A 14,992-nucleotide genomic window follows, 5' to 3' on the forward strand; every position below is an offset into this window, starting at 1 on the left:
CGGCCGCCAGCCGCTGCCGAATGTCGGCTAATATCACCAGGCCATTATTCAGTCCTGCCCGCTGCGGCAGATATTGATAGAGTTCTCATTACTCATGCCTTGAATCGCTGCGGAGCCATCGTTGGATAGACAGAGCCATCATCTGCTGTTGCGCGCACCCGCACCGAGTCGGCAGAGCCTGTCCTTCTGCGATGCCAGCGTGCGCGGCGTATCCGCCTGGCTCGCCGGGCTGCCCAAAGCCAACATCGGCGAGACCGCACGTCAGCTGTATCAGGCCCTGATCGAGCTCAACCAGCTTCGCATTGGGTCCGAAACCAGGCTGCAGATACTCGAGCTGCTGCGTCCAGACGTGCACTTCGTCTGCCGGCTGCTGGAAAAGCACTACGTCAACCAGCCAATCGTGCTGGCCGAGCGCCCGCGCAAGGTCGCCGGCCTTTGCCAGGCACTGCAGAACCACCTGGCGGTCGGCTACAAGCTGATCGTCGTTCGCGTGGTCTCCCAACCCAACCGCGACCGCCACCAGCTGTTTTCCGTCGCACTGCAGCGTGCGGTTCACAGCCTGGGGGCGCTGCTCGTGCGCTCGACTCAACTCTACGGGCCGCCCGCACCCGGTCTCTGGCTGGAGATGCATCAGCTGTATCAATTGGCGGTCGAACACGGCGTCGAGCGTCTCCTGGTCCGCGATCCGCTGGCGCAGCACGGCCCCGGCCTGAGCACCGAGCAGAGCTATATCGCCGCGCTGCTGCTCGGCTGTGCGCGCTGCAACCAGATGCGTCAGCAGAACATCATCAAGCTGGCCGCGGCGCTCGAAGCCTGGAGCGCGCTGCCATTGATCCAGGCCGGCAGCCTGGCCAGCAGCCTGTTCCTGCTTTCCCCGACGGTAGACGGCCCACCACGCTATCGCTCGTTGTTGCCAGATGCACAACAGCTGCATCTGCTCGGTATCGATACCCGTCCACTGGTCGACCTGATCGAGGAACACCTGCGCCTGGCTCCGGAAAACCGCCAGCTGACCAACCTCCCGGCGGCCAACGGTCTCGATGACGATCTGCTGCGCCATCTGAGCTCGGCCTGGGGCGCGATTTCCGAACGCACCTTCCAGCGCACCCCGGCACAGGGTGTACTCAGCCTGTGCATCGGCATGACCGCGCTGCATTTTCAGCTAGCCGGCCAGCGACCGTTCAATGAGGTACTGGAGCAGCCCGACGCATCGAACCGCGCGGTATTCAAGCTGCACAATGGCGCAACAGATGTCTGGGCCAGCGCTTTCGATGCCCAGAGCACCGCTACCGAGCTGCCGCCGGACCAGGATCATATCGAGTTCATCAGCCCTACCCGCGCACGCGCCACTCCCACTCCAGCGGCTCGCGCAAACAACACCGATCCGGTCCCGGCAAGCAGATCGACAACATGCGAAAGCCACCCGATTCATCAGGTCCAGCTGGTCGATCACAGCCCGGGCGGCTACTGCCTGGCCTGGGAAGGCGAAGTACCCGGCCTGCTGCAGACCGGCGAATTGCTGGGGCTGCGCGAAGGTGACGGGCAGAGCTGGAGCATCGCCGTGGTGCGCTGGATTCGCCAGATCCGCGGGGGCGTCACGCAGATGGGTGTCCAGCTGATCGCACCACAGGCCCAACCCTGCGGCCTGCGCCTGTTGCGCAAGGTCGATCAGGGTAGCGAGTACCTTCGTGCCCTGCTGTTGCCCGAGATCGGCGCCATCTCCCAGCCGGCGATGCTAATTGCGCCACGCCTGCCCTTCCAGGAGGGGCACAAGGTCCTGATCAATCACAACGGCGAGGAACAGCGCGCCATTCTGCACCGACGCCGTGGCAACAGCGGAAACTACAACCAGTTCGAGTATCGCTCGCTTGGCCAGCTGGCACCGGAGCGAGAGACCTCGTTCACAGGCTGGAAAGCCCACACGAGCGGCGGGGATGAAGATTTTGACTCACTCTGGAAGTCGCTGTAGATTGCCGATTCTCGCATTCTTGCCTGCCCGCGCCGCACCGGCGCGCACTTAAGCTGTTGCCATGGCCCTGCAAAAGAAAACCATCCGCCTGCTGATTCTTGAAGACTCGCAGAACGAAGCCGAGCGCCTGGTCAGCCTCTTCCGCAATGCCGGACAGGCGACCCGGGTGCATCGACTCACCTCCAGCGACGATCTGGCCGAAGCCCTGAAACAAATCTGGGATCTGCTGATCAGTGCGCCGCAGAGCGAGAATCTCGACCCCAGCGAGGCGATCAGCGCTATTCGCCGGCAGGCCAAGGACATCCCGATCATCCAGCTGACCGCCGGCAACCACGCCGAAGCGATCACCGATGCGCTGATGCTCGGCGCCCAGGACGCGTTGCCACAGGGCGAGGATGAATGGCTGCTGCTGGTGGCCAACCGCGAACTGGCCAACCTCGAGGAGCGACGCGCCCGACGCTCGGCCGAAGTCGCGCTGCGCGAGGCGGAGAAACGTTGCCAGCTGCTGCTCGACAGCTCCGTCGACGCCATCGCCTACGTTCACGACGGCATGCATATCTATGCCAACCGTGCCTACCTCGAGCTGTTCGGCTACGACGACGTCGAGGATCTGGAAGGCATGCCGATGATCGACCTGATCGGCGGTGCCGACCAGAGCCGGTTCAAGACCTTCCTGAAAAACTACCAGACTCTCGAAGGCAGCGCCGAATTGGCCTGCGGCGGGGTCCGCGCCGACGGCGAAGCGCTGAAGATGCGCATGAGCTTCTCGCCAGCCGCCTATGACGGCGAGCCTTGCATCCAGGTGGTGATCCGCGCCGAGAGCGACAGCGCCGAACTGCAGAAGCTCCGCGAGATCAGCAGCCAGGATCCGGTGACCGGCCTGCTCAACCGCAACAGCTTTGTCGAAGTCATGGACACCGCGGTCGAGCGCGCGGTCAACGCGGGCCAGAGCGCGACCCTGGCGTACATCCGCATCGACCGTTTCGCTGCATTGCAGGCCGATATCGGCCTGACCGACTCCGACCAGTTGCTCAGCCAGCTGGCCACCCTGCTGCGCGGGCACTTCCCGAGCGACACCCAGCTGGCGCGCTTCGCCGATGATGTGTTCACCGTGCTGCAGCCCGGCGTCATACCGCAGCAGGCCGAAGCGGACCTGCGTGCACTGCTTGGCAAGGTCGAAGGGCATCTGCTCGATGTAGGCGGGCGCACGGTGCAGGTCACCCTCAGCATCGGCGTCGCCGGCCTCGACGAAAAGACCGCCAAGGCCCAGGACGCCATCGAGCGCGCGCACCGCTGCGCCGATGAGCTCAGCGACGGCAATGCGCTGAAGATCTATAACCCCGCCGACGAGCTGGCCGCCGCGGCGAACCGTGGCGATATCGCCGCCATGCTCAAGCAGGCGCTGGAGAACAACAGCTTCCGGCTGCTGTTCCAGCCGATCATCAGCCTGCGCGGCGACAACTTCGAGCATTACGAAGTCCTGCTGCGACTGCTCGATCCCCAAGGCGCGGAGGTACCGCCCAACGAGTTTCTCAGCGCCGCCAGCGAGGCCGGCCTGGCCAGCAAGATCGACCGCTGGGTCATTCTCAATTCCATCAAGCTGCTCGCCGAACATCGCGCCAAGGGCCATAGCACCCGCTTGTTCCTGCACCTGTCCGCCGCCAGCATCCAGGACGCCAGTCTGCTGCCCTGGCTCGGCGTCGTACTCAAGGCCTCGCGCCTGCCCGGTGACTCACTGGCTTTCGAGTTCGGCGAAGCCGATGCCGTCGCCTATCTCAAACCGGCCAAGGCATTAGCACAGGGCCTGAGCGGCCTCGGTTGCCGAATTGCCCTGGCCCAGTTCGGTTGCGTGCTGAACCCCTTCAACACGCTCAAGCACCTAAATGCCGAGTTCATCAAGGTCGACGGCTCCTATACCCAGGACCTGAGCCGCCAGGAAAATCAGGAAGCGCTCAAGACGCTGCTGGCCGAACTGCACGAGCAGCGCAAGCAGAGCATCGTGCCTTTCGTCGAAAGCGCCACGGTACTCGCCACGCTCTGGCAGGCCGGCGTCAGCTATATCCAGGGGCATTACCTGCAGGGCCCCAGCCAGTCGATGGACTACGACTTCTCCTCCGACGAGGAGTGAGCCCGGCTGGCGCAGCGGCCAAGACAGCCTCCTCCTGCCAACTCGCCCTGAGTTGATCGTGGTCATCCGCTGGCCGCAACGCTGGGCTAGAGTGTCCGGACGTCTTCACTTTCAGGAGGAGTCGTGCCATGGCCATGATGAAAGCCGCCGTGTTCGTCGAACCCGGGCGCATCGAACTGCAGGACAAACCCATACCCGAGATTGGCCCGAACGATGCGCTGTTGCGGATCACCACGACAACCATCTGTGGCACCGATGTTCACATTCTCAAGGGCGAATACCCGGTTGCCCCGGGACTGACCATTGGCCACGAGCCGGTGGGCGTCATCGAAAAGCTGGGCAGCAATGTCAGGGGCTACCAGGAGGGCCAGCGCGTGATCGTCGGCGCCATCTGCCCGAGCTTCACCTCCTACGCCTGCCAGGACGGCCTGCCGTCGCAGGATGGCGGCTGCTCGTGCCACGGTTACAAGCCCATGGGCGGCTGGCGCTTCGGCAACACCATCGACGGCACCCAGGCCGAATACGTGCTGGTGCCCGACGCCCAGGCCAACCTGGCGCCGGTGCCGGACGGCCTGACCGACGAGCAGGTGTTGATGTGTCCGGACATCATGTCCACCGGGTTCGCCGGCGCCGAGGCCGCCAACATCAAGATCGGCGACATCGTGGTGATCTTCGCCCAAGGCCCCATCGGCCTGTGTGCCACTGCCGGAGCCAGACTGCGTGGCGCCGGCACCATCATCGCAGTGGACGGCGTCGATGCGCGGCTGGATATCGCGCGGCAGATGGGCGCTGACGTGACGCTCAACTTCCGCAATGTCGACGTGGTGGACGAGGTGCTCAAGCTGACCGGCGGCCGCGGCGTCGACGCTTCCATCGAGGCGCTGGGCCTGCAATCGACATTCGAGAGCGCGTTGCGAGTACTCAAGCCAGGCGGCACGCTGTCCAGCCTCGGCGTCTATTCCAGTGACCTGACCATTCCGCTCGGCGCCTTCCACGCCGGCCTGGGCGACAACAAGATCGTCACCTCGCTCTGCCCCGGCGGCAAGGAGCGCATGCGCCGGCTGCTCAACGTGGTGGCTTCAGGACGAGTCGATCTCGGCCCGCTGGTGACCCATCAGTATGCGCTGGCCGATATCAATGACGCCTACGATCTCTTTGCCAACCAGCGCGACGGGGTACTGAAGGTAGCGATCAAGCCCTGAGACCTGGCCGCGACGGGCTGATGCCGCAGTATCAGCCCGTCGCCGTCACTCGGAGCCTTCGCGATCGCGGAAGCCCAGCAGATAGAGGATGCCGTCCAGCCCCAGCGTGGAGATCGCCTGCTTGGCCGACTGCTTGACCAGCGGCTTGGCCCGGAAGGCGACGCCGAGACCGGCCAGACCGAGCATCGGCAGATCGTTGGCGCCATCGCCCACGGCAATGGTCTGCTCCAGACACAACCCTTCCTGCTCGGCCAGCTGACGCAACAGATCGGCCTTGCGCTGGGCGTCGACGATGGGCTCGACCGCCACGCCGGTGACCTTGCCATTCTCGATCTGCAATTCGTTGGCGAACACGTAGTCGATGCCCAGCTTGGCCTGCAGCTGCTTGGCGAAGTAGCTGAAGCCGCCGGACAGAATCGCGGTCTTGTAGCCCAGGCGCTTGAGCTCGGCGAACAGCACCTCGGCGCCCTCGGTCAGCCGCAGGCTGGCACCGATATCGGCGAGGACGTCCTCGGACAGGCCCTCGAGCAGCGCCAGGCGCTCCTTGAAGCTGGCGCGAAAGTCCAGTTCGCCGCGCATGGCGCGCTCGGTGATCTCGGACACCTGTTCACCGACGCCGGCGGCCTTGGCCAGCTCGTCGATGACCTCAGCCTCGATCAGCGTCGAATCCATGTCGAACACGGCCAGGCGGCGGTTGCGCCGGTAGACCGAGTCGCGCTGAAAGGCGATGTCGACGTTCAGCTCCTGAGCCACGCTGAGAAACTCGGCGCGCAATGCGGCGGTATCGGCAGGCTCGCCACGCACCGAAAACTCGATGCAGCCTTTACCTTGTTCTTCGGGCATGTCCAGCGGCATACGTCCGGACAGACGATCGATGTGATCGATGTTGAGGCCATACTTGGCGGTGATCGAACTGACCCGCTGCAGCTGCTCGGCGGTGACCTTGCGAGTCAGCAGCGTGACGATGTGCCGAGCCTTGCCCTGGCCGGCCACCCAGTGCTGGTAATCGACCTCGGAGACCGGCGTGAAGCGCACCTGCTGGTCGTGCTTGTAGCCCATGAACAGCACGTCCTTGAGCACCGACGAAGCACGTTCATTGTCGGGTATCTCGATCAGGATGCCGAACGACAGGGTGTCATGGATCACTGCCTGACCGATGTCGAGAATGTTCACGCCTCCCTGGGCGAGCACGCCAGTGATGGCTGCGGTCAGGCCCGGACGGTCTTCACCGGTGATGTTGATCAGGACGATTTCGCGCAAGGCGCAGCTCCCATGACAGGCAATGAAGGCCGGCATTCTACATCAGCTCGCCAGGCGCCAGGACAGCGTCCTACGACTTCGCCTGCAAGCCCTGTGTGCCGCATCCTCTTTAGCTAGACGCTCCCACGCAATTCGTCAGCTGATAGCTGCAGACCTTCAGCGCCCACCGTGCTTTCCGTATACTGCTCGGCAATTTCCCGACGAGAAGAGCCGCGCTCTGTGAACCGGCCCGCATCCGTAAAGCCCGACAACTTCTTTCTCATGCTCTATCGCGCAGTGCGCCAGCATCGCGTGCCACTGGTGCTGCGTATCGCCAGCCACACGCTGCTGCTGGTGGCGCTGGCGCTGATCATCTATGCATGGGTGATCGGCATGCAATTCAAGCACGCCATGGAACAGCAAGCCGATGCCCTCGGCCAGAGTCTGGTGACACAGACGGCGGCGTCGGCCACCGACCTGCTGGTGGCCAACGACATCCTCAGCCTCAACGTGCTGCTGAGCAATCTGGTGAAGAACCCGCTGGTCGCCCATGCGGCGATCTACAGCGTGGACAATCGTGTGCTGGCCGAGTCCGGCACGCGCCCACAGCAGGGCTTGCTGGGGGACGACAATGGCCTCTACTCGACGCCGATCAGCTTTCAGGAGGTGATCGCCGGGCACCTGCGTGTCAGCCTCGACATGCAGCAGTTCCAGCAGCCGATGACCATCAGTCTGCAAAGCATGGGCCTGCTCAGCCTGATTCTGCTGGCGCTGACCCTGACCCTGAGCATGCGCCTCGGCCGCCAGTTATCCACGCCGCTGATGCAGATGCGCCTCTGGCTGCGCGACCCGGACGACCCGGCACCGGGCGCCGGGCGGCAGGACGAGATCGGCGACCTCGCCCGGCAACTGCAGGCACGTCTGGTGCCGGAGAAGCCAGAGCCGGAGCTTGACCTCAGCGATGCACTGGACGAGGACTATTTCGAACAGGACGAAGACCGCACCAGCCATGACAGCCCGAGCCTGTCTCCCCCCGAGCGCTTTGAGGTCGACCTGGACGAAGACCAGCCGCAGCGTCAGGTGCGGCTGTCGGCGAACAGCGACGACGATCTGGAGATAGCGGACGACGAACCGCCTTTCGACAGCCCCGCTCCCGCCAGCCGGGCTCCGCAACCGATGACTGCGCCACGCTCGACGCGCAGCGCCGTGCTGGCCATCCAGCTCGGCAATCAGGATCAGCTGCGCCGCCTGCCGCGCGAGCGCCTGACCGAACTGCTGCAACGCTATCGTGATTGCCTGCAGCAGGCGGCGACGCTCTACCAGGCCGAACTGCATACGCTCAACGACGGCAGCAGTCTGATGCTGTTCCATAGTCAGGACGACGAGCAGAATTACCTCACCCATGCCATCTGCTGCGGCGAGCTGATGCGCGCGCTTGGCCATGCCCTGCAGATCGACCTCGCCGACAGTGGTATCACCCTGCAGCTGCAGCTCGGCCTGACCCAGGGCGACAACCTGTTCGATCTCAGCCAGGGTGATCTGCTGCTCAGCGAAGCGGCACAGGCTGCACTGGAGATGTCGCTGCACAGCCGTAATCTGCTGTTGGTCGAGCGCAGCATCAGCGACGACCGCCTGATCCAACAACGTGCCCGCATCCGCCCGATCGCCAGCCCGGAAGGCGCCTGCTGCGTCGAGCGCCTGCTCGACCCTTACCCGTCATTGCTGGAGCGTCAGCTCACACGCATGCACGAGCTACGTAGCCGCACCCACTGACGCAAGCCATACGATCGCTTTCAAGCGAGTCGCGCGGCGAGCATGCCCGCAGTGGCAACCAAGCCCGAGAGAACGAAAAAGCCCGACCAGATCGCTGGCCGGGCTTTTTCATAGCACGGGCTGCAACAGCCGCCGCAACAGGGTTAGAAGCGGAACACTTCCATATCGGTGCGAATGGGTTCGACGGCAGGGATCCGCGGTGCCGGCACTTCGGCAGATTTGACCGGCGGCTTGGCCGGCGCAGGCTTGGGCGCCGCCTTCACCACCAGGGTCGGCTCAACCGCCTGCGCCAACATCTCGCTCAGTCGCTGAAGCAACTGACTCTGCGCACGTACCTGGTCGGTTGCCGTGCCCTGATGCTCCTCCTGCAGCCGCACCAAGCGAGTACCCAGATGCTTGCCCGCCTTGTCCCTGAGCCGCCACTGCGCCTCAAGCACCGCCGGGTACTGCGGTCCGGAATCCAGACGCGAGATCGACAGCTCGATCTGTACCTCCGCCGCGAAACCCTCTTCAGCCGGGCCGAGCACGAGGCTCTGGGTGTCCAGGCGCCAGGCCAGCTGACGCAGCAACAGCTGCTCGATGTCACCCTTCAGACTGCCCGCCCAGCGTGCCTGCTGATCATCGGCAGCCAGGCTGCCATCGGCCAGGCGCTGCAGCAGAGCATCGCGCTGCAGGTAGTCGGCCAACGCCACCGGCGCCAGCAGCACGGACGCGCCATCGGTTCTTTCAGGCACCTCGGTCGTACCGCTGTCGAGCCGATACATCGGCGCTGGCTTGAGCCCGATGCAGCCTGTCAAGCCAATGCTGGCCAGCAACAAAACAGTCGGAACACGCAGCAAGTTCTTCATTACCGTCATAACACCAAAATTCTTCTGGCCGCCTGCGGCCCTACGGCCAGCAATGCCTCGTGCGTATGTAACGCGCCGGAAAACGAGTCAGCGACGCGAAAGAAAAGCACCGGCGACATGCCGCAGGCTGGAAAGGCCGCTATCTTCCGTGAAAGCGGCCGTCGATTCCAGCGCCAATGCGCTGGTCAGACCTCGACCTGCAGTCCTTCGACACGCTGGAAGCCGCGTGGCAGCTTGTTGCCGCGCCGCCCGCGCTCGCCCTTGTAATGCTCGAGATCTTCGGCCTTGAGCGACAGCGTGCGCTTACCGGCCTGCAACAGCAACGTCGCGCCGGCGGGCAATACCGCCAGATCGACCAGATACTCCTCGCGGCTGGCCACCCGCTCGCCGGGAATGCCAATAATCTTGTTGCCCTTGCCCTTGCCCAGCTGAGGCAAATCGCGCACCGGGAACACCAGCAGGCGGCCTTCGGTCGTCACGGCAGCCAGCCAGTCCTCCTCGCGATTGGTCAGAGGGCGCGGTGCCACAACGCGGGCGCCAGTCGGCAACGAGAGCAGTGCCTTGCCGGCCTTGTTCTTGGCCTGCAGGTCCTCGCCCTTGACGACAAAGCCATAGCCGGCATCCGAGGCGATCACATAGAGCGCCTCGTCGTCGGGCAACAGCACGCATTCGAAGCTGGCGCCTGGCGGCGGGGTGAGCCGGCCGGTAAGCGGCTCGCCCTGGCCACGTGCCGAAGGCAACGAGTGCGCCGCTAGCGAATAGCTGCGTCCAGTGGAGTCGATGAACACCGCATATTGATTCGAGCGCCCGGCCGCAGCCGCCTTGAAGCCATCCCCGGCCTTGTAGGACAGTCCGCCGGCATCGACATCGTGGCCCTTGGCGCAGCGCGCCCAGCCCTTGTCGGAGATCACCACGGTGACCGGCTCGGACGGCAGCAGCTCGTTCTCCGACAGCGCACGGGCCTCGGCACGCTCGACGATCGGCGAGCGACGGTCATCGCCGTAGGTTTCCGCGTCCTCGATCAGTTCCTTGCGCACCAGCTTCTTCAGCTTGCTTTCGCTACCGAGCAGCGCCAGCAGTTTCTCGCGTTCCTTGGCCAGCTCGTCCTGCTCGCCGCGGATCTTCATCTCTTCCAGGCGCGCCAACTGGCGCAGGCGGGTGTCGAGGATGTAGTCGGCCTGCAGTTCGGACAATTCGAAACGAGCCATCAGCACCGGCTTGGGCTGATCCTCGGTCCGGATGATGTGGATCACCTCATCCAGATTGAGGAACGCCACCAAGAGACCTTCCAACAGGTGCAGGCGCTTCTCAACCTTGTCCAGGCGGAACTGCAGACGACGGCGCACGGTACCGATGCGGTAGGTCAGCCACTCGCTGAGCAGGGTGCGCAGGTTTTTCACCTGTGGACGCCCATCGAGGCCGATGACGTTGGTGTTGACCCGGTAACTGGACTCCAGATCGGTGGTGGCGAACAGGTGCTGCATCAGCGCCTCGACATCGACCCGGTTGGAGCGCGGGATGATGACGATGCGGCAGGGGTTCTCATGGTCCGACTCGTCGCGCAGGTCGGCCACCATCGGCAGCTTCTTGGCCTGCATCTGCCCGGCGATCTGCTCGAGCACCTTGGAGCCGGACACCTGGTGCGGCAGCGCGGTGACCACCACGTCGCCGTCTTCGACCCGGTAGACGGCACGCATGCGCACCGAACCACGACCGGTTTCGTAGATCTTCAGCAGGTCGGCCCGCGGCGTGACGATCTCGGCCTCGGTCGGGAAATCCGGCCCCTGCACATGCTCGCAGAGCTGCTCAACGCTGGCGCTCGGCTCGTCGAGCAGACGCACGCAGGCGGCGGCGACTTCACGCAGGTTGTGCGGCGGCACGTCGGTGGCCATGCCCACGGCGATCCCGGTGGTGCCGTTGAGCAGCAGGTTGGGCAGCCGTGCCGGCAGGGTCGCCGGTTCGTCGAGGGTGCCGTCGAAGTTCGGTACCCAGTCCACCGTGCCCTGCCCCAGCTCGGACAGCAGCACCTCGGAATAGCGTGACAGGCGCGCCTCGGTGTAGCGCATGGCAGCGAAGGACTTGGGATCGTCCGGCGCACCCCAGTTGCCCTGACCGTCGACCAGCGTGTAGCGATAGCTGAACGGCTGCGCCATCAGCACCATGGCCTCGTAGCAGGCGCTGTCGCCGTGCGGATGGAACTTGCCGAGCACGTCGCCGACCGTGCGCGCCGACTTCTTGTGCTTGGCATCGGCGTTCAGGCCGAGCTCGCTCATGGCATAGACGATGCGCCGCTGCACCGGCTTCAAGCCATCGCCGATATGCGGCAGCGCGCGATCCATGATCACGTACATGGAATAGTTGAGGTAGGCCTGCTCGGTGAAGTCGGCGAGGGAGCGCCGCTCCACGCCATCGAGGCTCAGGTCGAGGGATTCGCTCATGGTCGATCCGTTACATGCTGGCGCAGCACCAGGGTGCCGGCGCGCTGGGTGAATTCAAGTTGTTTCAGGGCGCTCATGCCGAGCAGAACCTGTTCGCTGCGAAAGCCGGGGGCGACGATGGCGCGCACATCGCGCAGCCTGATTTCGCCAAGTTCGAGACTTGGCAGCACGGTGCGATAGCCGGTGGTCTGGCCATTGGCGGTGTGCAGCATCACCGGTGCACCACGCTCCAGCCCCAGCCGTTCGGCCAGCTCGGCCGGCACCGCAACATCGGTGGCGCCGGTATCGAGCAGAAAGGTGACTGCCTCGCCGTTGATCTTGCCGCTGGCGACGAAATGTCCCTGGACGTTGCCAGCCAGCTGCACCTCAATCTGCTCGCCCTGCAGCTGGGATACCGGTTGGCGGTTGGGGTTGACGCGATCTGCCTCCCAGGCGGCAAAGAAGCGTGTAGCCAGAAACAGCCCGATACCCCAGGCGAGCACCAGCATCACCCGCCCGGCACGACGCCCGGCCGTCTGGCTCAAGGCTTCGCACCCCAGCCGCCTTTCGGCGCGGAGAATCGCCAGACAATGGGACGCTTCTCGCCGTCACCGCGAGCCTTGCCGTTGTTGTCGACGCCAATCCAGGCGCCCTCTTCGTCGATCCACAGCGCTTCGGCATTACCGTAGGGCTCTGCGTAACGGCGCTCTTCGGTCAAAGCCTCCTCGGCAAATGACCAGCAGCGCTCGACCGCACCGGTGGTGAGGCTGCGACGACAGACGCGGTAGGCCGAGGGCTCCAGCACGAAGACCTTGTCGCCGAAGAATGCCACCGCCGAGAAGCTTTTTGGCAGCGGTGCATCGCCCAATGCAGCGGGCGGCGGCTGATCGCCACCCTCGGCCATCAGCACGCAGCCGCCCGTGCATTGCCAACTGCTCTGCTGGCGATGCAGTACCAGCAACCCTCGGCGCTCACGCTCGGCGGCGAGCCAGAGGCGCTCGGCCTTCGGATCGACGGCGATGCCCTCGAACAATGCATTGAAATGCCAGAGCATGCCGCTGGCCCGCGCCTGGCGCACCAGCGATTCGGGCAGGCGCAGCCACTCCGCCGTGCCCGCAGGGCTCACCCGCAGCACGGCGGCATGCGCCTCGCTGACCAGATAGCGATTGCCCAGGCTGTCGCAGCTCAGCCCTTCGAAATCCAGGTGACCACCGCGTACGTGCCCACTGAGCCAGGTGCGCATGCGCATGCCCCAAGGCAAACCGCTATCCGGCGGAGGGCCGGCTTCGAAACGCTCGGGCTCCGCCTGCCAGGGCGATACGCTGGTATCCAGACGATAGAGAACGTCATCCTCGCGGTCGGAAACGGCCCACAGCGCATCGCCGCACCAGGCTATTCCGGACAGGTTGCCACCGCTCATCCCCATCACCGGGTGCTCGCTCAACAGCTTCAGCTCGGGCGCCGGCTCGTTGGCCCAGAGCGGTGCCGAGGCCAGACTCAGCAGCGCCAGCCAGCGACGGATCAAACCAGCACCTCCGCCAGGTTGCCCTTGGACTCGAGCCAGCTCTTGCGATCGCCGGCGCGCTTCTTCGCCAGCAGCATGTCCATGATTTCGCGGGTACCCTCGAAATCATCCAGGGTCAGCTGTACCAGGCGGCGAGTATTGGGGTCCATGGTGGTTTCCCGCAGCTGCGGCGGGTTCATTTCACCGAGGCCCTTGAAGCGCGTCACCTGAGGTTTGCCGCGGCGTTTCTCGGCCACCAGCCGCTCGAGAATGCCGTCGCGCTCGGCCTCGTCGAGCGCATAGAAGATGTCCTTGCCCAGGTCGATGCGATACAGCGGCGGCATGGCGACATAGACATGGCCGGCCTCGACCAAAGGGCGGAAATGCTGAACGAACAGGGCACAGAGCAACGTGGCGATGTGCAGGCCGTCGGAGTCGGCATCGGCGAGGATGCAGATCTTGCCGTAGCGCAGCTGGGCCAGATCGGTGGCGCCCGGGTCGACGCCGATGGCCACGGCGATGTCGTGCACCTCCTGGCTGGCAAGCACCTCGCCGCCGTCGACTTCCCAGGTGTTCAGGATCTTGCCGCGCAGCGGCATGATCGCCTGGAACTCCTTGTCCCGTGCCTGCTTGGCGGAGCCGCCGGCCGAGTCGCCCTCGACCAGGAACAGCTCGGCGCGCATCGGGTCCTGCCCGGCGCAGTCGGCCAGCTTGCCGGGCAGCGCCGGGCCCTGGGTGATCTTCTTGCGTTCGACCTTCTTGCCAGCCTTGAGGCGGCGCCCGGCGTTGCTGATCGCCAGCTCGGCCAGCTGCATGCCCAGCTCCGGATGGGCGTTGAGCCAGAGGCTGAAGGCATCCTTGACCACACCGGAGACGAAGGCGGCGGCCTCGCGGGACGACAGGCGCTCCTTGGTCTGCCCGGAGAACTGCGGCTCCTGCATCTTCATCGAGAGGACGAAGGCGATGCGCTCCCAGATGTCTTCCGGCGCCAGCTTGAGCCCACGCGGCAGCAGGTTGCGGAATTCGCAGAACTCACGCATGGCATCCAGCAGGCCTTGGCGCAGGCCATTGACATGGGTACCGCCCTGGGCCGTGGGAATCAGGTTGACGTAGCTCTCCTGGACACTCTCACCACCTTCCGGCAGCCACAGCAGCGCCCAGTCCACCGCTTCGGTGTTGCCAGCCAGGGCGCCGACAAAGGGTTCGTCCGGCAGGCGCAGATACTCGCTGACCGAGTCCACCAAGTACGAACGAAGACCATCCTCGTAATGCCACTCGACCTTCTCACCGCTGGCCTTGTCCTCGAAGCTGACGCTCAGCCCCGGACAGAGCACAGCCTTGGCCTTGAGCACGTGCTTGAGCCGGCTGATGGAGAATTTGGGGGAATCGAAGTATTTCGGATCGGCCCAGAAGCGCACGCTGGTACCGGTGTTGCGCTTGCCGACGCTGCCGATGACCTCCAGGTCGGTGGCCTTAAAGCCATCGGCGAAGCTCATGCGGTACTCGTTGCCGTCGCGCTTGACGGTCACTTCGACCCGCGTCGACAACGCGTTGACCACCGAGATGCCGACGCCGTGCAGACCACCGGAGAACTGATAGTTCTTGTTGGAGAACTTACCGCCCGCGTGCAGCTTGGTGAGGATCAGCTCGACGCCCGGCACGCCCTCTTCCGGGTGAATGTCCACCGGCATGCCACGGCCGTCGTCGATCACTTCCAGCGAATTGTCTTGATGCAGGATCACCTGGACCGAGCGGGCATGGCCGGCGAGGGCTTCGTCGACGCTGTTGTCGATGACTTCCTGGGCCAGGTGATTGGGCCGCGAGGTGTCGGTGTACATGCCGGGGCGCTTGCGCACCGGATCGAGGCCGGAAAGAACCTCGATGGCTTCTGCGGTATAAGACATCAGTCTGG

General features: G+C 64.6%; 10 protein-coding genes. 4 read left to right on the forward strand and 6 right to left on the reverse strand.

The features are described from left to right. Window positions 1-121: 121 nt before the first annotated feature. From OUY36_RS19555 to OUY36_RS19565, 3 genes are all read left to right on the forward strand, one after another. Window positions 122-1,969, forward strand: a complete 1,848-nt coding sequence (locus OUY36_RS19555; RefSeq protein WP_267935614.1) for a molecular chaperone — start codon at window positions 122-124, stop codon at window positions 1,967-1,969. Window positions 1,970-2,030: 61 nt separating this feature from the next. Beyond that, window positions 2,031-4,097, forward strand: coding sequence for an EAL domain-containing response regulator (locus tag OUY36_RS19560; protein WP_267935616.1), 2,067 nt, complete (start codon window positions 2,031-2,033; stop codon window positions 4,095-4,097). 128 nt (window positions 4,098-4,225) lie between these two features. Next, complete coding sequence (locus OUY36_RS19565) at window positions 4,226-5,299, forward strand: NAD(P)-dependent alcohol dehydrogenase (protein ID WP_267935618.1); 1,074 nt, start codon at window positions 4,226-4,228, stop codon at window positions 5,297-5,299. Window positions 5,300-5,344: 45 nt separating this feature from the next. Here OUY36_RS19565 and serB read toward each other — a convergent pair whose 3' ends face one another. After that, entirely contained in the window at window positions 5,345-6,559 is a 1,215-nt protein-coding gene (gene serB, locus OUY36_RS19570) for a phosphoserine phosphatase SerB (protein ID WP_267935620.1), read from the reverse strand. Window positions 6,560-6,778: 219 nt separating this feature from the next. Between serB and OUY36_RS19575 the strand changes: the two genes are divergently transcribed. Next, complete coding sequence (locus OUY36_RS19575) at window positions 6,779-8,311, forward strand: AhpA/YtjB family protein (protein WP_267935622.1); 1,533 nt, start codon at window positions 6,779-6,781, stop codon at window positions 8,309-8,311. A 143-nt stretch (window positions 8,312-8,454) separates the two neighbouring features. Here the strand turns inward: OUY36_RS19575 and OUY36_RS19580 are convergent, their stop codons facing one another. The 5 genes from OUY36_RS19580 to parE all read right to left on the reverse strand — a co-directional run bounded on the left by OUY36_RS19580 (window position 8,455) and on the right by parE (window position 14,984). Beyond that, on the reverse strand, window positions 8,455-9,159 hold the full coding sequence (locus OUY36_RS19580) for a PqiC family protein (protein ID WP_267935624.1): 705 nt from the start codon (window positions 9,157-9,159) through the stop codon (window positions 8,455-8,457). A gap of 185 nt (window positions 9,160-9,344) precedes the next feature. Then, window positions 9,345-11,597, reverse strand: a complete 2,253-nt coding sequence (gene parC, locus OUY36_RS19585) for a DNA topoisomerase IV subunit A (protein WP_267935626.1) — start codon at window positions 11,595-11,597, stop codon at window positions 9,345-9,347. Beyond that, window positions 11,594-12,121, reverse strand: a complete 528-nt coding sequence (locus OUY36_RS19590; RefSeq protein ID WP_110775683.1) for a retropepsin-like aspartic protease family protein — start codon at window positions 12,119-12,121, stop codon at window positions 11,594-11,596. Before OUY36_RS19590 ends, parC begins: the two co-directional genes overlap by 4 nt. Further along, window positions 12,118-13,101, reverse strand: coding sequence for an esterase-like activity of phytase family protein (locus OUY36_RS19595; RefSeq protein ID WP_267935628.1), 984 nt, complete (start codon window positions 13,099-13,101; stop codon window positions 12,118-12,120). Before OUY36_RS19595 ends, OUY36_RS19590 begins: the two co-directional genes overlap by 4 nt. Next, window positions 13,098-14,984, reverse strand: a complete 1,887-nt coding sequence (gene parE / locus OUY36_RS19600) for a DNA topoisomerase IV subunit B (RefSeq protein ID WP_102838791.1) — start codon at window positions 14,982-14,984, stop codon at window positions 13,098-13,100. Before parE ends, OUY36_RS19595 begins: the two co-directional genes overlap by 4 nt. Between the last annotated feature and the right edge of the window lie 8 nt (window positions 14,985-14,992).

Source organism: Stutzerimonas sp. R40042 (assembly GCF_026642215.1).
GTDB lineage: Bacteria > Pseudomonadota > Gammaproteobacteria > Pseudomonadales > Pseudomonadaceae > Stutzerimonas > Stutzerimonas frequens.

What these genes read in the sequence shown, in the direction of transcription:
- OUY36_RS19580 (WP_267935624.1), bottom strand. Translation starts at nt 9,159, where the DNA reads ATGAAGAACTTGCTGCGTGTTCCGACTGTTTTGTTGCTGGCCAGCATT.
- parC (WP_267935626.1), bottom strand. Translation starts at nt 11,597, where the DNA reads ATGAGCGAATCCCTCGACCTGAGCCTCGATGGCGTGGAGCGGCGCTCC.
- OUY36_RS19565 (WP_267935618.1), top strand. Translation starts at nt 4,226, where the DNA reads ATGGCCATGATGAAAGCCGCCGTGTTCGTCGAACCCGGGCGCATCGAA.
- parE (WP_102838791.1), bottom strand. Translation starts at nt 14,984, where the DNA reads ATGTCTTATACCGCAGAAGCCATCGAGGTTCTTTCCGGCCTCGATCCG.
- OUY36_RS19560 (WP_267935616.1), top strand. Translation starts at nt 2,031, where the DNA reads ATGGCCCTGCAAAAGAAAACCATCCGCCTGCTGATTCTTGAAGACTCG.